General features: G+C 70.8%; 18 protein-coding genes. 8 read left to right on the top strand and 10 right to left on the bottom strand.

From position 1 onward, the window contains the following. Nucleotides 1-92: 92 nt before the first annotated feature. From EF387_RS09255 to EF387_RS09245, 3 genes are all read right to left on the bottom strand, one after another. Complete coding sequence (locus EF387_RS09255; protein ID WP_128376028.1) at nt 93-1,601, bottom strand: DUF2637 domain-containing protein; 1,509 nt, start codon at nt 1,599-1,601, stop codon at nt 93-95. A gap of 380 nt (nt 1,602-1,981) precedes the next feature. After that, nucleotides 1,982-2,887: a DUF3558 domain-containing protein gene (locus EF387_RS09250; protein ID WP_128376027.1), complete on the bottom strand. Its 906-nt coding sequence runs from the start codon at nt 2,885-2,887 to the stop codon at nt 1,982-1,984. 121 nt (nt 2,888-3,008) lie between these two features. Then, nucleotides 3,009-3,860 (bottom strand): DUF3558 domain-containing protein, encoded by an 852-nt coding sequence (locus tag EF387_RS09245; RefSeq protein ID WP_128376026.1) that lies wholly within the window; start codon nt 3,858-3,860, stop codon nt 3,009-3,011. A gap of 228 nt (nt 3,861-4,088) precedes the next feature. Here EF387_RS09245 and EF387_RS09240 point away from each other — a divergent pair, with 228 nt between their 5' ends. Further along, nucleotides 4,089-5,282: an RtcB family protein gene (locus EF387_RS09240; protein ID WP_128376025.1), complete on the top strand. Its 1,194-nt coding sequence runs from the start codon at nt 4,089-4,091 to the stop codon at nt 5,280-5,282. Nucleotides 5,283-5,285: 3 nt separating this feature from the next. On the opposite strand, the gene EF387_RS09235 is transcribed toward EF387_RS09240, so the two are convergent. The 3 genes from EF387_RS09235 to EF387_RS09225 form a co-directional block, all read right to left on the bottom strand. After that, nucleotides 5,286-5,513: a hypothetical protein gene (locus EF387_RS09235; protein WP_420802545.1), complete on the bottom strand. Its 228-nt coding sequence runs from the start codon at nt 5,511-5,513 to the stop codon at nt 5,286-5,288. 48 nt (nt 5,514-5,561) lie between these two features. Next, nucleotides 5,562-6,332 carry an SDR family NAD(P)-dependent oxidoreductase gene (locus tag EF387_RS09230; protein ID WP_128376024.1) on the bottom strand — a complete coding sequence of 257 codons (771 nt, stop codon included), beginning with the start codon at nt 6,330-6,332 and terminating at the stop codon, nt 5,562-5,564. A 137-nt stretch (nt 6,333-6,469) separates the two neighbouring features. Then, nucleotides 6,470-6,808, bottom strand: a complete 339-nt coding sequence (locus EF387_RS09225; RefSeq protein WP_128376023.1) for a YnfA family protein — start codon at nt 6,806-6,808, stop codon at nt 6,470-6,472. A 177-nt stretch (nt 6,809-6,985) separates the two neighbouring features. Between EF387_RS09225 and EF387_RS09220 the strand changes: the two genes are divergently transcribed. Next, nucleotides 6,986-7,459 carry a MarR family winged helix-turn-helix transcriptional regulator gene (locus EF387_RS09220; RefSeq protein WP_128376022.1) on the top strand — a complete coding sequence of 158 codons (474 nt, stop codon included), beginning with the start codon at nt 6,986-6,988 and terminating at the stop codon, nt 7,457-7,459. Nucleotides 7,460-7,644: 185 nt separating this feature from the next. On the opposite strand, the gene EF387_RS09215 is transcribed toward EF387_RS09220, so the two are convergent. Further along, nucleotides 7,645-8,448 carry a helix-turn-helix transcriptional regulator gene (locus EF387_RS09215; RefSeq protein WP_128376021.1) on the bottom strand — a complete coding sequence of 268 codons (804 nt, stop codon included), beginning with the start codon at nt 8,446-8,448 and terminating at the stop codon, nt 7,645-7,647. A gap of 309 nt (nt 8,449-8,757) precedes the next feature. On the opposite strand from EF387_RS09215, the gene EF387_RS09210 reads away from it, so the two are divergent. Both EF387_RS09210 and EF387_RS09205 read left to right on the top strand, forming a co-directional pair. Beyond that, a complete protein-coding gene (locus tag EF387_RS09210; protein ID WP_128376020.1) occupies nt 8,758-9,909 on the top strand; it encodes an LLM class flavin-dependent oxidoreductase in 1,152 nt (383 codons plus the stop codon). Continuing rightward, a complete protein-coding gene (locus EF387_RS09205; protein ID WP_128376019.1) occupies nt 9,906-10,523 on the top strand; it encodes an FMN reductase in 618 nt (205 codons plus the stop codon). Before EF387_RS09210 ends, EF387_RS09205 begins: the two co-directional genes overlap by 4 nt. 388 nt (nt 10,524-10,911) lie before the next feature. Here the strand turns inward: EF387_RS09205 and EF387_RS09200 are convergent, their stop codons facing one another. After that, on the bottom strand, nt 10,912-12,231 hold the full coding sequence (locus EF387_RS09200; protein ID WP_128376055.1) for a glycosyltransferase family 4 protein: 1,320 nt from the start codon (nt 12,229-12,231) through the stop codon (nt 10,912-10,914). A 343-nt stretch (nt 12,232-12,574) separates the two neighbouring features. Between EF387_RS09200 and EF387_RS09195 the strand changes: the two genes are divergently transcribed. Further along, entirely contained in the window at nt 12,575-13,279 is a 705-nt protein-coding gene (locus tag EF387_RS09195; protein WP_128376018.1) for a response regulator transcription factor, read from the top strand. 139 nt (nt 13,280-13,418) lie between these two features. Beyond that, nucleotides 13,419-14,870: a sensor histidine kinase gene (locus tag EF387_RS09185; RefSeq protein WP_128376017.1), complete on the top strand. Its 1,452-nt coding sequence runs from the start codon at nt 13,419-13,421 to the stop codon at nt 14,868-14,870. A gap of 219 nt (nt 14,871-15,089) precedes the next feature. Here EF387_RS09185 and EF387_RS09180 read toward each other — a convergent pair whose 3' ends face one another. After that, a complete protein-coding gene (locus EF387_RS09180) occupies nt 15,090-16,058 on the bottom strand; it encodes a phosphotransferase family protein (RefSeq protein ID WP_202918190.1) in 969 nt (322 codons plus the stop codon). A 632-nt stretch (nt 16,059-16,690) separates the two neighbouring features. Beyond that, nucleotides 16,691-17,299 carry a hypothetical protein gene (locus tag EF387_RS09175; RefSeq protein WP_202918189.1) on the bottom strand — a complete coding sequence of 203 codons (609 nt, stop codon included), beginning with the start codon at nt 17,297-17,299 and terminating at the stop codon, nt 16,691-16,693. A gap of 139 nt (nt 17,300-17,438) precedes the next feature. Here EF387_RS09175 and hemL point away from each other — a divergent pair, with 139 nt between their 5' ends. After that, nucleotides 17,439-18,758, top strand: coding sequence for a glutamate-1-semialdehyde 2,1-aminomutase (hemL, locus tag EF387_RS09165; protein ID WP_128376013.1), 1,320 nt, complete (start codon nt 17,439-17,441; stop codon nt 18,756-18,758). Beyond that, a complete protein-coding gene (locus tag EF387_RS09160) occupies nt 18,755-19,429 on the top strand; it encodes a histidine phosphatase family protein (protein ID WP_128376012.1) in 675 nt (224 codons plus the stop codon). Before hemL ends, EF387_RS09160 begins: the two co-directional genes overlap by 4 nt. Nucleotides 19,430-19,523 lie beyond the last annotated feature (94 nt).

Below are 19,523 nucleotides of genomic sequence, written 5' to 3'. Positions count from 1 at the left end.
CACCCGGGTCGGACCCCCACTGTCGGGGGGCCCCGGGTGTACCCCCCGGGCCGCCCCCGTACGTTCGTGCATCGGGCCTACGCGATGTCGGCCTACGCGATGTGGTCCTCCTCCAGCTCCGCGTTGAAGCGGTTGGAGAAGCGGTTCACCATCCGCTCCGCCTCGCGGGCGGCGAGCGGCGTGCCGAACGTCGCCTCCACGCTGTCGCCGAACTCACGGGGCGTGGGCAGACTTCCGTTGATCGACTGCTTGAAGACCTGGTAGTACGACTCCTCGTCAGGCACCGGGTTGGGGGAGCCGCCCTCGCCGAGCTGTCGGGTGCGGTTCGGACCCGCCGGGATGGGGAAGCTGCCCGTGTCCTCCGGCGAGGGCTCCACGGAGGCCTGCTGCTCGTCGTCCTCGACCCGGTTCCGGGCCTGCCGCTCGGCGAACGCACGCTGCTCGGCCTCGTACTGCGCCTGCTGGGCGGCCTGGTAGCGCGCCCACTCCTGGTCCGGGTCGTACGTGGGGTCGTAGCCGCCTTCGTAGACGACTTCCTGCTGCGGGGCCTGGAACCAGGGATTGCCCTCGGTCCCGGGCAGCTCCTGAGGGAACTCCTGCTGCGGCGCCTGCTGTTGCCCGACCTGGGGCTGACCCTGGGCCTGGGCCTGGATCTGTCCCTGTGTCTGCGGCTGGCCCTGGACCTGTCCCTGTGTCTGCGGCTGGCCCTGGATCTGACCCGGTGCCTGCGGCTGGGCCTGGAGCTGCGCCTGCCGCGGTGCCTCCTGCTGACCCTGACCCTGCGGGAGTTGGTGCTGCTGCGGCGACTGCTGCCGCGCGTACTCCTGCTCGGGTTCCTCGGCGTACTCCGGGCGGCGCGGGGACGGGATCGGGGCTTCGAGTTCGCGGTGCTCGGGCGCCGGGGCCGGTGGCAGCAGCGCCGGCTCGATGCCCGCCGCCGCCAGACCGGAGGGCGCCGTGTCCGCGAGCGGGACGCCGTAGCGGGCCAGCCGCAGCGGCATCAGGGACTCCACCGGGGCCTTGCGACGCCAGGCACGGCCGAAGCGCGAGCGCAGACGCGCCTGGTAGACGAGACGTTCCTGCTCCAGCTTGATGACCTGGTCGTAGGAGCGCAGTTCCCACAGCTTCATCCGGCGCCAGAGGAGGAAGGTGGGGATCGGGGAGAGCATCCAGCGGGTGAGGCGTACGCCCTCCATGTGCTTGTCGGCGGTGATGTCCGCGATCCGGCCGATGGCGTGGCGGGCCGCCTCGACGGAGACCACGAACAGGATGGGGATGACGCCGTGCATGCCGACGCCCAGCGGATCGGGCCAGGCCGCCGCGCCGTTGAACGCGATCGTCGCCGCCGTCAGCAGCCACGCCGTCTGGCGCAGCAGCGGGAAGGGGATGCGGATCCAGGTGAGCAGGAGGTCGAGGGCCAGCAGGACGCAGATACCGGCGTCGATGCCGATCGGGAAGACGTAACTGAAGTTCCCGAAGCCCTTCTTGAGCGCGAGTTCACGGACCGCGGCGTAGGAGCCCGCGAAGCCGATGCCCGCGATGACGACCGCCCCGAAGACGACCACACCGATGAGTATCCGGTGCGTCTTGGTGAGTTCCATTGGCGCCGCCACCCGTGCTCCCCTCCCTGCTGCGTCCACAGGCGCGTTTCGGCCTGAGACTTCCTGACGCGGTTCTTATGCGGGCAACAGAGTGGCACATGTGTGCGTACTGCGGAGGACCGGTATTGCGTGAGCCCGCCTCCGTACGGGGGCGGGCTCCCACGAAAGGACCTGACTGAGCTGGGACTTGGACGTCAGCTCGGGCTATCGGGCCGTCAGCCGGACGATGCGGCTTCTGTGAGCTATTTCTCCGCGCTTCACCGGCTCCTCCGGACTTCTCCCACGTCTCCGCGCTTCTCCGTCTCTCCGGCTTCCCCGCGCTGCTCGCGCCTCTCGCGGGTTCTCGCGTGTTCTCCCGCTTCCGTGCGGTTCGGACCCCGTCAGCGCTTCGACGGGGACGCGGAGGCGCCTTCGGCGTCCTTGGCCGGCGAGGCGCCCTGGCCCGCGGCGCTCTTGGACGGGGACGCGCTCTTGTTCGGCGAGGCTCCCTTGGACGGGGAACCGCTCTTGCCCGGCGAAGCCTCCGCTCCCTGTCCGCCGCCACCCGCGCCGTTCGCCGAGGAGACCGCCGCCACCGACTCCTTGACCGCGTTCTGGGCGAGCTTCGCCAGGTCGTCGGCGTTGGGCGCCTTGTCCCCGGCCAGACCCGCGCCGTTGTAGTCGAGGGTGACGACCACGTTCTCGACCCGCGCCACCACTGTCTGCTGCTTGAAGGTTCCTTCCTTCTTCTTCAGGTCGTAGCGGATCGCGGTCGCCTCGTTGCCGATCCCGCTCACCGGCGCCGACTTGGAGCTCTTCGCGTCCGGGGCGGACTGGGCGTCCTCGACCTGCTTGGCGAAGTACTCCGTCGCCAGCTTCTCGCCCGAACCGCGCACCTGGGACGAGTCGAAGCGCAGCAGCGAGACGTTCAGCCAGCGGAACTGCGAGCCCTTCACACCGTTGTTCTTCAGGCTCGACCAGGAGCAACTGCTCCGGGCGTCGATGTCGTCGGACTGGCCCGCCTTGCCCTTGCCCTTTGCCTCCGGCACCAGTTCCTTGAGCGTCTTCTTCGACAGCACGGCGCACGAATCCGGCAGCTTCGCGTACGCGGCCTGCTGCACGGCCGCCGGGGAGTTGCCGCCGCCTGCCGAGTCCGTGGACGCCGAGGCGCTCGAGCCCTGCTTCGCGTCGTCGCCGGAACCGGAACCGGAGTCCGAGTCCGAGGAACACCCGGAGACGATGAGCATCACCGGGACGGCGGCTGCGCAGACGAGAGTGCGGGTGAGTCGCTGTACTGGTCGGTGCATGGTTCCTTCACTCAAGACGCTCGTTGTTCGTGCGTGCGGACGGGTCCGATGGGCCACGGTACGCCGAGTGAGGCGGTCGCGGATTTGTTTCAGGCCGTTCGCGAGGGCGCCCCGAACCCCGTCAGTCGCCGAGCGTGTCAGCCAGCTGAGCGGCCAACTTCTGCGCTCTGTCCTGCATTTCCTTGCTGTCGGGCAGCTCGGTGACGGTGGCCGACTGCTCCTCGTACTGGACGGTCACGAGCACATTCGACGTGCGGAACACCACAGTTACCGTGCGCTGTGCCGAGGTGGTGTTCAGCTGGTCGTTCAGGAACGCCTCGTCGCCGAGGTCGTCGAGGGTGCGGGGCTGGAGCGCGGTGGGGGTCGCGGAGACGGACGGGAGCGCGCCCCCGGTCGCGGTGGTGCTGGCGGTGGGGGCCGGGGTGGTGCTGCCGCCCGCCGCGACGTCGTCGCCGGCGGTGGCGGACGCAGAGGGGTTTTCCGCGGCTTCTTGGGACTCCGGGGTCGCCGAGGCCGAACCGGCGGGTTCCGGAAGGTCGGCGGTGACTTCCTTCTTGGCGAAGATCTCCTCGGCGCGGCTGTCGTCGCTGACGCTGGTGTCGTACGAGACCACGCGCTCCAGGTCGACCATCAGACGGTCCGTGGCCGTGGCGGACTCCGCCTTCCAGCGGCAGCCGACCCGCCGGTCCGTGTCGTAGGTGACCCGGGCCGTGCCCTCGTAGGCCGTCTCGCGCTGGGTCTCGTCGGCGATCTGGTTGATGCCCGGCAGCAGCGAGTCCAGTGTGCCGCGGCTGACGGCGCCGCACGGCTCGGGCAGCGTTCGGTACCTGCCGGGCGGGGCCGCGCTGGCCGTGGTGGCCTCGCCGCTCGGCTTCGGGTCGTCGTCGCCGTCACCGTCGCCGGAGCCGGAGCAGCCGGCCACCAGCGCCAGGAGAAGCGCGGCGACACCGGACACGTACGCCTTCCGCTGCACGGTGATGGCTCCTCTCCCGAACGGAGTCCCGCTGCCGGGCATCGTCGAGCACCGGGCTGCCGCGGGTTCTTTCTCGCTGTTATTCGCTTGCCGCACGAGTGCGGCCGGTGAACACAATGTGTATCGCACGCACTGCCGTGGACGCCGGTCCGTTGTCCCTTTCATTGACCTTGGCGCCGGTTTTGCGCTTTCAGGCTTCTGTAGTTCTTTCGGGGGAATGAGGACGTTATGTCGTACGTGGAGATGCCGGGCGCGCAGGTTCCCATCCGTATGTGGGCCGACCCCGCGTCGGTGGAGGAGGGAGCTCTGCAGCAGCTCCGCAACGTGGCCACGCTGCCGTGGATCAAGGGCCTCGCCGTGATGCCGGACGTGCACTACGGCAAGGGCGCCACGGTCGGCTCGGTCATCGCCATGCGGGGTGCGGTGTGCCCGGCGGCGGTGGGCGTGGACATCGGCTGCGGGATGTCGGCGGTGAAGACCTCGCTCACGGCGAACGACCTGCCGGGGGATCTGTCGCGGCTGCGGTCGAGGATCGAGCAGGTGATTCCGGTGGGGCGGGGCATGCATGACGACCCCGTCGACCCGGGGCGCTTCCACGGGTTCGCCACCGCGGGATGGGACGACTTCTGGGGGCGGTTCGACGGGATCGTGGATGCGGTCAAGTTCCGTCAGGAACGCGCCGTGAAGCAGATGGGGACGCTCGGATCCGGTAACCACTTCGTCGAGGTGTGCACGGATGAGAACGGTTCGATCTGGCTGATGCTCCACTCCGGCTCCCGGAACATCGGCAAGGAACTCGCCGAGCACCACATCGGCGTGGCCCAGAAGCTTCCGCACAACCAGGGCCTGGTCGACCGCGACCTCGCCGTCTTCGTCGCCGACACCCCGCAGATGGCGGCCTACCGCAACGACCTGTTCTGGGCGCAGGAGTACGCGAAGTACAACCGCGCGCTGATGATGGGACTTCTGAAGGACGTCGTCCGCAAGGAGTTCAAGAAGGCGAAGCCGACCTTCGAACCGGAGATCTCCTGCCACCACAACTACGTGGCGGAGGAGCGGTACGAGGGAATGGACCTGCTGGTCACGCGGAAGGGCGCGATCCGGGCGGGCTCCGGCGACTACGGGATCATCCCGGGCTCCATGGGCACGGGCTCGTACATCGTGAAGGGCCTCGGGAACGAGAAGTCCTTCAACTCGGCCTCGCACGGAGCCGGTCGGCGGATGAGCCGCAACGCCGCGAAGCGCAGGTTCTCGACGAAGGACCTGGAGGAGCAGACGCGGGGCGTGGAGTGCCGCAAGGACTCCGGCGTCGTGGACGAGATCCCGGGCGCGTACAAGCCGATCGAGCAGGTCATCGACCAGCAGCGGGATCTGGTCGAGGTCGTGGCGAAGCTCAAGCAGGTCGTCTGTGTGAAGGGCTGACTGCTACTTCGCGTGCGTCACCGCGTAGATCATCACGAACGCCACGATGTGGATGCCGAAGAGGAAGTAGGCGAGGAACCACCACACGTGGCGTTCGTTCTTCTCTTCCTGCGCGAGGCGCTGCTGTTCCAGGGCGTGCTGTGCTCGGGCCTCCGGTGCTTGGGTGTCCGGTGCCTGGGATTCCAGTTCCCGGGTGTCCGGTGCTTGGGTGTCCGGTGCCTGGGATTCCAGTTCCCGGGTGTCCGGTGCTTGGGTGTCCGGTTCTCTGGGTTCCGGCATTCAGAACTCCCTGTGGACCTTCGTGTTGGACGCCTGGGCACGGGGGCGGAGGACCAGGAGGTCCACGTTGACGTGGGAGGGCCGGGTGACCGCCCAGGAGATCGTGTCCGCGACGTCGTCCGCGGTGAGGGGCTCCGCCACGCCCTCGTACACCTTCGCCGCCTTGTCCGCGTCCCCGCGGTAGCGCGTCGTGGCGAACTCCTCCGTCTTCACCATGCCGGGGGCGATCTCGATCACGCGGACCGGAGTGCCCACGATCTCCAGGCGCAGCGTCTCCGCGAGGACGTGCGCGCCGTGCTTGGCGGCGACGTAGCCGGCGCCGCCCTCGTACGTGCCGTGGCCCGCCGTCGAGGAGACCACGACCACCGTGCCGTCCCCGCCCGCGGTGAGTGAGGGCAGGAGGGCCTGGGTCACGTTCAGAGTGCCGATGACGTTGGTCTCGTACATCTGGCGCCACTCCGCCGGGTCACCCGTGGCGACCGGGTCGGCGCCCAGCGCGCCGCCCGCGTTGTTGACCAGGACACCGATCGTCTTGAAGGCGGTGGCGAACTCGTCCACGGCTGCCCGGTCCGTCACGTCAAGCGGGTACGCGACCGCCTGGTACCCGGCCTCGACCAGTTCCCCCGCGAGCGCCTCGATGCGGTCCTTGCGGCGGGCCGTGAGCACCACCCGGTAGCCGGCCTCGGCCAGCCGGCGGGCCGTCGCCGCTCCGATCCCGCTGCTCGCGCCGGTCACCACGGCGATACGGGAGGCGGGGGCGGGCGCGGTCATGGGCTGCTCCTCGGGGCTGGGTTGCCTGGCGTCGGTCCTCGTGGCTCCGGACTCCGTCAGGATAGGCGGACGGGTTATAGGGGCCGTAGGCCCCCTGGGGCCTGCCCCGTCGTCGGCCCGCACCGCGTACCGGCGGGTCAGCCGCCGCCGCGCGGGGCCCACATGATGACCCCCATCCCGGCCAGACAGACCAGTGCGCCCAACACGTCCCAGCGGTCGGGCCGATAGCCGTCCGCGACCATGCCCCAGGCCAGCGAACCGGCGACGAAGACACCGCCGTACGCCGCCAGGATCCGGCCGAAGTGCGCGTCGGGCTGGAGCGTGGCCACGAACCCGTAGGCGCCGAGCGCGAGCACTCCGGCGCCGATCCACGCCCATCCGCGGTGTTCCCGCACCCCCTGCCAGACCAGCCACGCCCCGCCGATCTCGAACAGCGCGGCGACGACGAACAGGGCGGCGGAGCGAACGATGACCATGAGCGCAGCTTGGCACCTCATGTGTCGGCCGGCTCCTGCGGGGAAGTGGGGAGGGGACCGTCGGGCGACCTGGCGTCGCCTCGTGGCGGGTGAGGCGACGGTGTTCCGTGCGGCTCCCCGCAGCCCCCCGCGGCGTACGATCGCCGTACGACGCAGACGCGACCGGAGAAGGCGCCCATGTCCAACATCAGCGCCCGCCGCAGCCTCCTCCTCGACGAGTTGTCCACCGAGTCCCGGCGGTACATGGCCGCGTACGCCCTCTTCAACCAGGCCGCCGCCGATCATCTGGGGCTGCATCCGACCGATCTTCAGTGTCTGAACCTGCTGGGTCTGGAGAAGGCCCCGGTCGCGACCGGGAGGATCGCCGGGCTGACGGGGCTGACCACCGGTTCCGCGACGCGGCTGGTGGACCGGCTGGAGCGGGCGGGCTATGTCGTGCGGGAGCGGGACACGACCGACCGGCGCCGGGTGCTCGTGGCGGCCGTGCCGGAGAAGATGGCCGAGTTCGGCCGGTTGTGGCAGCAGCTGACCGCCGGCTGGTACCAGCTGTTCGAGCAGCTGGACGAGGACGAACTCGCCCTGCTCATCGGCCATATGCGCCGTACGGTTGAGTTCAGCGCCCGGCAGACCGCCCAGCTGCGCGACGCATGATCGGCCTCGACGGGGCCCGGCACCGGCCTGCCCGTCGGTCGCCTGGTTGCTGCCCGTCGGCCCGCTGGTTGCCGGCCACCGGTCCGCTGGTTGCTGCTTGCCGGCCTTCCCCCGGGTCCACTGCTGGCTGGCTGCTTGCGCTGGGCCCGCTGCCCGCTGCCCGCTGCCCGCCGCCCCGGTAGCGGCTAGCGGGAGCCCTGGGCGTATGCCGTCGGTGGTACCCCGACCGTCGAGGTGAAGTCCCGCACCAGGTGTGCCTGGTCGGCATAGCCCAGGTCGGCCGCCAGGGCCGCCCAGTCCACCGTCGTGTGGGTCTCCGCGTGCTCCAGGGCCTCGTGGATGCGGTAGCGGAGGATGATCCATTTCGGGCCTACGCCGACGTACGAGGCGAACAGGCGCTGCAGTACCCGTACGGACATGCCCTCGGACCGTGCGAAGTCGCCGACGCGGCGGATCCCGCGGTCCGTGCGGATACGGTCGACCAGGGCCATCGCGAGGTCCGCCTGGGGGTCCGGGCGTGGTTCGAGAGCCAGGAGGAAGGCGTCCAGAGCGGCGACACGGACGTCCTCGTCGTCGGGGGTGAGCACGGCCGCGGGGTCGGTCCCCGGGTACACCTCCGCCAGCGGGACCCGCCGGCCCGTCCACTCCGTGACGGCGTGTTCCGGTGCGAAGGGGCGGAATCCGCCCGGCCGGAACTGGATCCCGCACACCCGTCCCCGGCCCTCGAGTTTCTGCGTGAACAGCTCGAGGCCGATCCCCGCGACCTCACCGAACGGCTCGCGGGCCGGGAACTGCTGGAAGACCACGTTCACCGACGGGTGCGGGACCACGTGGGACGCGTACGGCTGGGAGAGGTTCCAGTCGATCAGCCAGTAGTGCTCGAGGTACGGGCGCAGCGGCCCGGCGGGTTCGCGGCGCCGGAAGCGGACCCGGGAGAAGAGTTCCTCGGCGTCCACGATGCCTCGGGTGTCACGGCGTGGGGCGGCCATAAGGCGATCGTAGGCGGGGGGACTGACATCGGACGGGGCCGCGAGGGACCGGTGGGGAATGGCGCGGGTGGGCGGGGAACCGCAGGGGACTGGCGGCCTGCGGGACTGGCGGGGCTGCGGGACTGGCGGGACTGGTGGGGCTATCGGGCTGACGGGAGCGGCAGGACCGGCGCCGTACGAGGCAGGTGGCCGCAGGCTGAGAGGTAAACCGAGTCCCCTGGGTACCCGGCCCGTACCCGGAATAGGGGCAACACGGGGACCGTTACGGAGGTATAGTTTAACGGTCAACAACCTGGAGGGTGAGCGACCATGCAGTTCGGGATCTTCAGCGTCGGCGATGTCACGCCGGACCCCACCACGGGCCGGACGCCGACCGAGCGCGAGCGGATCAAGGCCATGGTCGCCATCGCGCAGAAGGCCGAGGAGGTCGGCCTCGACGTCTTCGCCACCGGCGAGCACCACAACCCGCCGTTCGTGCCGTCGTCGCCCACCACGATGCTCGGCTGGATCGCCGCGCGCACGGAGCGGCTGATCCTCTCCACCGCCACCACGCTGATCACCACCAACGACCCGGTGAAGATCGCCGAGGACTACGCGATGCTCCAGCACCTCGCCGACGGGCGGGTGGACCTGATGATGGGGCGCGGCAACACCGGCCCGGTCTACCCGTGGTTCGGACAGGACATCCGGCAGGGCATCAACCTCGCCATCGAGAACTACGCCATGCTGCGCCGGCTGTGGACCGAGGACGTAGTCGACTGGGAGGGCAAGTTCCGCACGCCGTTGCAGGGCTTCACTTCCACACCCCGCCCGCTGGACGGCGTCCCGCCGTTCGTCTGGCACGGCTCCATCCGCTCCCCGGAGATCGCCGAGCAGGCCGCGTACTACGGCGACGGCTTCTTCCACAACAACATCTTCTGGCCGTCCGACCACACCAAACGGATGGTCGAGTTCTACCGCACCCGGTACGCGCACTACGGCCACGGCACCCCCGAGCAGGCGATCGTCGGGCTCGGCGGCCAGGTCTTCATGCGGAGGAACTCGCAGGACGCCGTACGGGAGTTCCGGCCGTACTTCGACGTCGCGCCGGTGTACGGGCACGGGCCCTCCCTGGAGGAGTTCACGGCCCAGACACCGCTCACGGTCGGCACACCGGAACAGGTGATCGAGAAGACGCTGTCCTTCCGTGACTACGCCGGTGACTACCAGCGCCAGCTGTTCCTGGTGGACCACGCGGGACTGCCGCTGAAGACCGTGCTCGAACAGATCGACATGCTCGGTGAGGAGGTCGTGCCGGTGCTGCGCGAGGAGTTCGCCAAGGGGCGCCCGGCGGATGTGCCGGAGGCCCCCACGCACGCGGCTCGCGTGGCCGCCGCCCAGCAGGCCGGGTCCGACGAGCAGGCCGGGTCCGAGCAGACCGAGTCCGGCCGGAGCGCCGAGGAGGAGGTGCGCACGGCATGAAACTCGTCGTCGTGTCGGCGGGGCTGAGCGTGCCCTCGTCCACCAGGCTGCTGGGCGACCGGCTCGCCGCGGCGGCCGCGGAGCGCACCGGGGCGGAGGTCCAGGTCGTGGAGCTGCGGGAACTGGCCGTGGAGATCGCGCACAACCTCACGAACGGGTTCCCGGGGCCGCAGCTCGGTGGCGCGCTGGACGCGGTGAAGGCGGCGGACGGACTCATCGTGGTCACGCCGGTGTTCTCCGCCTCCTACAGCGGTCTGTTCAAGTCGTTCTTCGACGTCATGGACGAGGACGCGCTCGCGGGCAAGCCCGTCCTGATCGCGGCGACCGCCGGTACCGCCCGGCACTCGCTCGTCCTGGAGCACGCCCTGCGTCCACTGTTCGCCTACCTCAAGGCCGTCGTCGTACCGACGGCGGTGTTCGCGGCCTCGGAGGACTGGGGCGCGGACGGGCTCGCCGATCGGATCGAGCGGGCGGCGGGGGAACTGGCGATGCTGATGGCGGGGCCGGGGCGGTCCGCCGGGCCGCGGGAGTCCGCGCCGGAGGCGAAGGTGACCTCCGGGGACTTCGAGTTCGTGCCCTTCGAGCAGCAGCTTTCCGCTTTGCGCGGGGAGTGACGCGGGGGAGACGGCACGGAGGGAGGGCAGGCGGGCCGACGGGCTGGTGGGCCGCCGACGGGCTGGTGGGCCGGAGGGTCGGACGGCCGACGAGCCGGCGAGCCGGTGGACCGGCCGGCCGGCCGGTCGGCTGGCCGGTGGGTCGGTGAGCCGGCGGGCTGGAGGGTCGGTGGACCGGCCCCGGTGAGCTGGCAGTCCTCCCACCGGGGCCGCCGGCAACAGTCCCCGGCCCCGGTGGGAGGACTGCCACCGAAGCCGGTCCGTTCCGGTCCGTTTCGGTCAGTTTCGGTCCATTCCGGTCCGGTCCGGCCCGTCTCGTTCCGGGGCCGCGTCGGCCGGGGCACGGCGGGGGAGGTCCGCGGCCCGGCCGACGCGGTGTCAGGTCAGCTCAGGTCAGGCCCGGCGGCCGGCGGCGAGCCCGGGGCCGAGCGGGCCCGGCGGGTATCCGGCCGCGCGGCCCCGCGGGGCGGGCGCCGGTCGAGGTGCGCAGCCGTCGTCGCACGCCCCGCCACCGCCGTCGCGCCCACCCCACCGCGTCCACCCGCAACCGCAGCCAGGACCGCTGGTGCCGGGTCGCGAGCAGCTCGCCGAAGAGCAGTTCGTAGCGGGCGACGATCGGTTCGGGGTCGTAGCGGCGGGCGCTCTCCAGGGCGGCCAGGGACATCGCGCGGCGCCACGCGAAGTCCTGGATCAGTTCGATCATCGCCTCGGCCAGTGCCCGGGCGTCGCCCACGGGCACCAGTCGGCCGTCGACGCCGTCGGTGACGATCTCGGCGGGACCCAGCGGGCAGTCCGTACTGATCACGGGGACGCCGCACCGCATCGCCTCCACCAGCGTCATCCCGAACGACTCCGCGTCCGAGGCGCTGACCACCAGCGACGCCTTCGCGAACTCCGCCTCGATGGGCGTGCGCGCTCCCATCAGCCGGGCCCGTCCGGCGAGGCCCAGCTCGTCGATCAGGTTCCGCAGCCGCTCCCGCTCGGCGCCGCCGCCGTAGATGCGCAGTTCCCAGTCGTGCTCCTTCGCGGCGACCGCCGCGAACGCCTCGATCAGCAGGTCGAACCGCTTGCCGGGCGCGAGCCGCCCGGCAGCCGCGATCACCTTCGCGGTGCCGTCGGAGGGCGGTGTCGCGGGCGCCGGGACGATGTTCGGCACGGACGTCACCCGCACGCCCGGCAAGCTCATCCGCGCGCGGTACACGGCGGCGTCGGCCTCCGTCATGGTGACCACCGCGTCCAGGGCCCGGTAGTGCCGGGCGAGCACCGCGCGCAGCTTCTTGCGATGGGCGTCGTGACTCAGGTGCTCCTGGGCGATGCGCAGGGCGCGGCGCGGGCCGAAGCGGGCGAGGTAGACGTTGATGCCGGGGCGGGTACCGATCACCACGTCCGCGGTGCAGCGCTCGAGGTAGGCGCGGACCCGCAGGTCGGTGAGGCGGGAGTACTGCTTGTAGCGCTTCTCGGCGGTGGGGAAGTCGGCGGAGGGCTGGGACCGCGCCGGGTCGGCCAGATCGGCGCTGCCCGCGCGCAGGTCGACCAACGGCACGAGTCTCACCCGGGGATCGACCGCGAACTGCGGGTCGTCGCGGTGCCGGGCCATCGACACGACCTCCACCTCGTGGCGGTCGGCGAGCGCGGCGGCGAGGTTCAGCGTGGTGCGGACGGTGCCGCCGACGGCATAGGCGTTGTGCAGCAGGAACACGATCTTCATACGCGTGGTGCGCCTCATGCGGCTTATGTACCTCATGTGCGGTGTGCGCTTCATGTCGCGCTTGGCGTGGCGCTCCGTGTCGCGCGCCAGGCCGCGTTTCGTGTGGCGCTCCGTGTCGCGCTTCGCGTGGCGCTGCACGGCGCGTTCCGTGTCGCGCTTCGTGTTGCGGCGCCTCATGTCGCGTCCCCCATCGCGGCCGAAGACCTCTCTGCCCGATATGTGGGACACATAGTGACCCGGCGAGGTAAGCCGGCCGTCCGGGGCAGGTGAGAGGCGGGTAAGAAGTCGGCTCCACCACCCCTCACCAGGCGGGACGCGGGCGAGGCCTTGGCACACTGGTCCGGTGTCCCACACCGTGCTGCTCGCCGAGGACGACCGCGCCATTCGTCATGCCCTGGAACGCGCGCTGACGCTGGAGGGTTACGACGTCACCTCCGTCGCCGACGGAGTGCAGGCGCTCGCCCAGGCGCATCGCACCCCGCCGGACGTACTGCTCCTCGACGTGATGATGCCGGGCATCGACGGCCTCCAGGTCTGCCGGGTGCTGCGCGCCGAGGGCGACCGCACGCCGATCCTGATGCTCACCGCGCTCGTGGAGACCGCCGACCGGATCGCCGGACTGGACGCGGGCGCCGACGACTACGTCGTCAAGCCGTTCGACGTCGAGGAGGTCTTCGCCCGGCTGCGCGCGCTGCTGCGCCGTACCGGTGCCGCCGAGAGCGCGCCGCGCGAGCAGCGGTTCGCCGACGGACCCGTCACGACCGCCGGGCTGCGCATAGACGCGCAGGCCCGTCGCGTCTGGCGCGGGGAACGCGAGGTGGAGCTCACCCGCACCGAGTTCGACCTGCTCGAACTGCTGGCCCGCAACGTGGGCATCGTCCTCGACCACTCCACGATCTACGACCGCATCTGGGGCTACGACTTCGGGCCCGGCTCCAAGAACCTCGCCGTGTACGTCGGTTATCTGCGCCGCAAACTGGACGAGCCCGGGCAGCCGCAGCTGATCCACACGGTGCGGGGCGTCGGGTACGTACTGCGGGAGGACTAGTGCGACAAGTGCTTGGGACCGGACGGCCGTGCTGCCCCTGAGGAGGCCGCTGAGGAGCCCCCTGAGGAGGCCGCAGAGGAGCCCGCAGAGGAGCCCGCAGAGGGGGCCGCTGAGAAGTCCGCTGAGGAGGCCGCTGACGATGCCTCTGACGAGGCTGCTGAGCCGACGGAGGTTGGCCTCGCTGCGGACCACGTTCGCGCTGTCCTTCGCGGCCGTGGCCGCGGCCGTCACCCTGCTCATCGGGTTCCTCAGCTATGACGCCGCGGCCCGGCTCGTGCGGGTCGACCAGCAGACCGTGTTCGACGAGGTGGTGCAGAACCTCCGCGACCAGGTGCGCCACAGCGAGCTCCACCCCGAGGACTTCGCCGCCTCCACCCCCAACGGGCCGCGCGACGCGCTGATCCGGCCCAGCCGTATGGATGTGCAGGTGCTGGGACCGGGCGGGACGGTCGTGGACCGCGGCAGTCCGCGGCTGCCGGTGTCCGCCGCGGACCGGGCGGTCACCGACGCGCAGATCGCAGGAAAGGTGACCGAACACCGCGAGGTGGAGGTGGCCGACGAGGCTTACCGGGTGGCGGCCGTGGCGCTCGGGGAGGGGCGCGGTGCCGTGCAGGTGGCGCAGGAGTTCAGCGAGACGGAGGACCTGCTGCGGGAGCTGCAGCAGCGGACCCTGCTGCTGATGACCGCGGTGGTGATGGCGGCCGGGCTGTTCGGCTGGTGGCTGGCGCGGCGGATGACGGGCCGGCTGGTGCGGCTCGCGGGGACCGCCGAGGACGTGGCGCGCACCGGGGACCTCGGCATCCAGGTGCCGGTCACCGGGTACGACGAGGTGGCCCGGCTCGGGCGCTCCTTCGACCGGATGCTCGGCCGGCTGGCCCGCTCGGAGGAGAACCAGCGCCGTCTCGTCCAGGACGCCGGGCACGAACTCCGTACGCCGCTCACCTCCCTGCGCACCAACATCTCCCTCCTGCGCCGCATCGACGAGTTGCCGCCCGCGGCCCGGGAGGAGCTGGTCGCGGACCTGGCCCACGAGTCCCGTGAACTGACCGACCTGGTCAACGAGCTGGTGGCGCTGGCGGCCGGGCAGTCGGACAGCGAGCCGGTGAGGCGGGTCTCCCTCGCGGACGCCGCCCGGGACGTGGCGGTGGCGGCCCGTCGCCGCACGGGACGCGTCATCACGCTCGACGCCTCCGGCGACACGACGCTGGACGGCCGCCCCGGAGCGCTCCAGCGTGCGGTGTCCAACCTGGTGGAGAACGCCGCGAAGTTCGACCGCGACGGCTCGTCCCCCATCGAGGTCGTCGTCGAGGGCCCCGGTGGCGCGGACGGCACGGCCACGATCCGCGTCGAGGTCCGCGACCGGGGACCCGGTATCGCGGAGGAGGACCTGATCCGTGTCTTCGACCGCTTCTACCGCGCCCCGGCCGCCCGCAGCCTGCCCGGGTCGGGCCTGGGCCTGTCGATCGTCCGTGAGGTGGCGGCGGCCCACGGAGGCGCGCCGTTCGCCCGGCGACGGTCGGGCGGAGGGTCGGTGATCGGGTTCACGGTCACGTCCGGGGAGCCGTCCGGCGACGCCACGGAGCCGGGTTGAGATCAGAGGACTCGGTGGAGGTCGACACTCGGGTTGGGGTCGGACATTCGGCTAGAGGCCACCCCAGGCGGCGGTCATGGTTCGGTTGCGCGGGTGCGGTGGATTGCTCGGTTGCTCGTGCTGGGGTCAGGGCCCGGTCGGTCGTGCTGCGATCAGGGCCCGGATGCGCAGGCGGCGGTCATGGCCCGGATGCGCAGGCGGCCGTCATGGCCAAGATCCTCAGGCGGCGGTCATGGCCCGGATGTCCGCGGCGATGCCCGGCAGGCGGTCCGTCCGGCCGGTCGAGGCGAACCAGTCCCACAACTCCAGGGCGTGGTACAGCCGGTAGAGGTCGAGCCGACCGGACCAGCCGGGCGGCAGCGGCCCGTACCCCTCGATCAGGGCCCGCCATTTCTTCGCATCGCCCCGGACCGAGTAGTACTCCGTCTTGGCGAGGTCCAGCAGCGGGTCGGCGGCGGTGGCGTTCTCCACGTCGACGAAACCGGTGACCCGCCAGCCGCGTTCGGTATCACGCTCCACCAGCACATTGCCCTCATGGAAGTCGTTGTGGCACAGCACCGCGTGCGGGCAGTCGGCCAGCAGACCGCCCTGCTCGGCGACCTTGGCCTCGGCCGCCGCCAACAGCTCCGCGTCCCCGCCGAGTTCCCCGAACTCCCGCAGCCGCGCGGCGAACCGCCCCAGCATGAAGGCGCTGTTGCTGGGCGCCGCGTCGACGATACGCGTGGTGATGTACCCGTAGGCGTCCTGCGGGATCCGGTGCACCGCGGCGAGGCAGGCACCGAGCTCGCGGTACAGGGCGCGGACCGTCGCGGTGTCGAGGCCTCCGACGACCGCCGACAGGGGTTGTCCCGGCATCATGCTCAGCACGGTGACCGCGTTCCGCGTCGTCTCATCCGGTGTCACCGCGTCCGGTGTCACCGCTTCCTGTGTGTGCAGGACGGCCGGCACGGGCCCCACCCCGTGTCTGCGCAGCAGTTCGTAGACGTACGCCTCCTTCTGCTGCTTCCAGCGCCACCGGTCGTCGTAGAACTTGACGATCACGGGTTCGTGGGGCGCGGCACGACGGACCTCCAACACCGTGCTCAACTGGCCGCCCGTGCACGGGATCACCTCCGTGACCGCGGCGTCCGGGAGGAGGCCGCGCACGATCGCCTCGGCGGTTCGGCGGTTGCGCTCCGGTGAGGACACGACTGAAACCGTAGGTGAGGTGTCGCCGGAGCACACCTCGATTTCCACGCGGGCGGAGGGCGTGGTGTACCTGGTGTGTAACGGAGGCGTCACGCCACGCGCTTGAGCGGCCGACCGGGCCAACAGCGCTGACATGATGCGGCGTTATGTCGACATCAGGTCATTCACCGGATCTCGGCCCTGCGTCGGAGATCAACGCGCTGCCGACGGCGTCCGCGGCGGCACCCGCCTGGGCCACCGAAGCCGCCAGATCGAGGATCGCGCCGGTGCCCGCGGACCCGGCGGCGGCGTGGGTGGAGGTTCCTGCCGCCGGGCCCGGGCACTGCGCCGTTCCCCGTCCCCACGGGTACGGCGCACAACGGGGTCGTCTCCGCTCGGGCGACCCCGGTCCCCAGTCCCCGCCCCCACGGCCGCGGGTGGCGTGGGGCTCGATGGGTGGTTGGCCCGATGGTTTGCTTGCCTTAGGCAATCATGGAGGGGCTACTTAAGTCCAGCAACTTCTTGGCCGGGTGGGTCGACGGCACACGAGGGTGACGGAACGCCCGCGTGCCGCCTCGGTGAAACCAGCAGCACGACCGGCACATGACGAGGGCGGGGTCGAAACCCCGCCCGAATCCACGCGAAAGCGGAGGTCAGGGCCACACCAGGCAGTAGGGCTGATGCCCCGCCTCATGCAGCCGGTGCGAGAAGTCCTGCCACTCGTGCAGGAGTTGGTAGACGTTGAACGCGTCGCGCGGGCCGCCGCGGTCCGGGACCGTGGACCAGATGAACGCCGCGGCGCCCACCGCCTCCTCGCCGATCCCGCGGAGCGGGTCCACCACCGTCATGGGGAGCCTGACCACCGCGTAGTCGGGGTGCAGGACCACGAGTTCGAGCGGGGGCACCTTGTGCAGCGGGATGCCCTCGATGCCCGTGAGGACCATCGCCGCCATCGTCTCCGGCTTGATCTTGGTGAACATGCCGTTCATGCCGAGCTCGTCGCCGCCCAGTTCCTCGGGACGCATGGAGATCGGGACGCGAGCGGCGGTCGCGCCATCCGGAGCGCCGAAGTATTTGTACGTCACCCCCACCCGGCCACCATTCCTGCTCCCGCTTCCCGCTCCGGGGCGAACGATCCGCTCCGGCTCACTGTGTGTCTGTCGTGTCTCAGCTGCTTCCGCCTCGCGCCGGTGCCTTCCCCGCCTGGCACGCCGAGGACCCAGGTCATCGGTCCCCTCGCCCAGTCCGCCACCGCGATGCATATCTCCACCCGACTGCTTTTTTAAGGCGCGCGACCACAGCAGCGCAACCCGATCATCGTGACAGTGACCTCCCCCACGGTCGCGCGCCGAAACGTGCGTTGAAACACCTGTCCGCGGGATCTTCGGAGCCTCTGACACCATGGCTTGTGTGAGCTATCCGTACGAAGCCCCAGTTTCGCAGACTCTTTTCGAGCGCGCGGCGGCCGTCACGCCCGGCGGCGTGAACTCTCCCGTGCGCGCCTTCCGCGCCGTGGGCGGTACGCCCCGGTTCATGGTGTCCGGTACCGGTCCGTACCTGACCGACGCCGACGGACGGGAGTACGTCGACCTCGTATGTTCCTGGGGGCCGATGATCCTCGGCCATTCCCACCCCGAAGTGATCAAGGCCGTGCAGGACGCCGTTTCACGTGGTACGTCCTTCGGCACACCTGGTGAGGGCGAGGTCGCGCTCGCCGAGGAGATGGTCGACCGGATCGATCCCCTGGAGCAGGTGCGGCTGGTTTCCAGTGGTACCGAGGCGACGATGTCCGCGATCCGGCTCGCGCGCGGGTTCACCCGGCGCACCAAGGTGATCAAGTTCGCCGGGTGTTATCACGGTCACGTCGATTCGCTGCTGGCCGCGGCGGGCAGCGGAGTGGCCACCTTCGCGCTGCCCGACACCCCTGGTGTGACGGGGGCGCAGGCGGGCGACACGATCGTGCTGCCGTACAACGACCTCGACGCCGTCCGTGCCGCCTTCGCCGCCCACCCGGGCGAGATCGCCTGTGTGATCACCGAGGCCTCGCCCGGGAACATGGGCGTCGTGCCGCCGCTGCCCGGGTTCAACCAGGGGCTCAAGGACGTCTGCGCGGAGAACGGGGCCCTCTACATCTCCGACGAGGTCATGACCGGTTTCCGGACGAGCCGGGCCGGATGGTTCGGGATCGACGGCGTACGGCCGGACCTGATGACCTTCGGGAAGGTCATGGGCGGGGGGTTCCCGGCCGCGGCCTTCGGGGGGCGGGCCGATGTGATGGCCCACCTGGCGCCCGCCGGGCCCGTGTACCAGGCCGGCACCCTCTCCGGGAACCCGGTCGCCACCGCCGCGGGCCTCGCCCAGCTGCGGCTGTTGGACGAGGCGGCCTACGACAAGGTCGACGCCGTGTCGGAGCAGATCCGGGGGCTCGTGACCGAGGCGCTCACCAAGGAGGGCGTGGCGCACCGGCTGCAGAACGCCTCCAGCATGTTCTCCGTCTTCTTCACGGAGGGGGAGGTGCGGAACTACGAGGACGCCAAGGCCCAGGAGTCCTTCCGGTTCACCGCCTTCTTCCACTCGATGCTGGCGCAGGGCGTGTATCTGCCTCCGTCGGCGTTCGAGGCCTGGTTCGTCTCCACGGCACACGACGAGCGGGCGGTTCAGCGGATCGCCGACGCCCTTCCGGCGGCGGCACGGGCAGCAGCGGAGGCCACAGCGGCATGAGTGACATCACCGTCGTCCACCTGATGCGGCACGGGGAGGTGGCCAACCCGGGCGGAGTCCTCTACGGACGGCTGCCCGGCTACCACCTCTCCGAACTGGGGCGGCAGATGGCCGACCGGGTCGCCGATCATCTCGCCACGCGGGACATCACCCATGTGGTGGCCTCGCCGCTGGAGCGGGCGCAGGAGACCGCCACGCCGATCGCCAAGGCGCACGGCCTGGACCTCGCGACGGATGCCCGGCTGATCGAGGCCGACAACGTCTTCCAGGGCAAGACCTTCGGGGTGGGGGACGGCGCGCTCAGACGGCCGGAGAACTGGAAGCACCTGTTCAACCCGTTCCGGCCGTCCTGGGGCGAGCCGTATGTCGAGCAGGTCGTCCGCATGATGGGGGCTCTCGACGCGGCCAAGGACGCGGCCCGCGGGCACGAGGCCGTGTGTGTCAGCCATCAGCTGCCGATCTGGATAGTGCGCAGCTTCGTGGAGCGGCGCCGGTTGTGGCACGACCCGCGCAGGCGTCAGTGCACCCTGGCCTCCCTGACCACTTTCACATATCAGGGCGACAGGATCGCGTCCGTCGGATACACCGAGCCGGCCCGTGATCTGGTGCCCGTCCATCTGCTCGCGGGCGCCAAGCCGGTGAAGGGGAAGGGCAAGGCGTTCGGCGCCTGACATCCCGCCGTGTGGGCGCCGAGCGCGTGGAGGCGTGCGCCGCGGACAAAGCATGCGCGCCTTCACAAAACCTGTTCAGTCCCCTCATATTGCT

It is taken from the genome of Streptomyces cavernae (assembly GCF_004023625.1).
Lineage (GTDB): Bacteria > Actinomycetota > Actinomycetes > Streptomycetales > Streptomycetaceae > Streptomyces > Streptomyces cavernae.
This window is presented reverse-complemented; position numbering and strand designations above follow the sequence as displayed.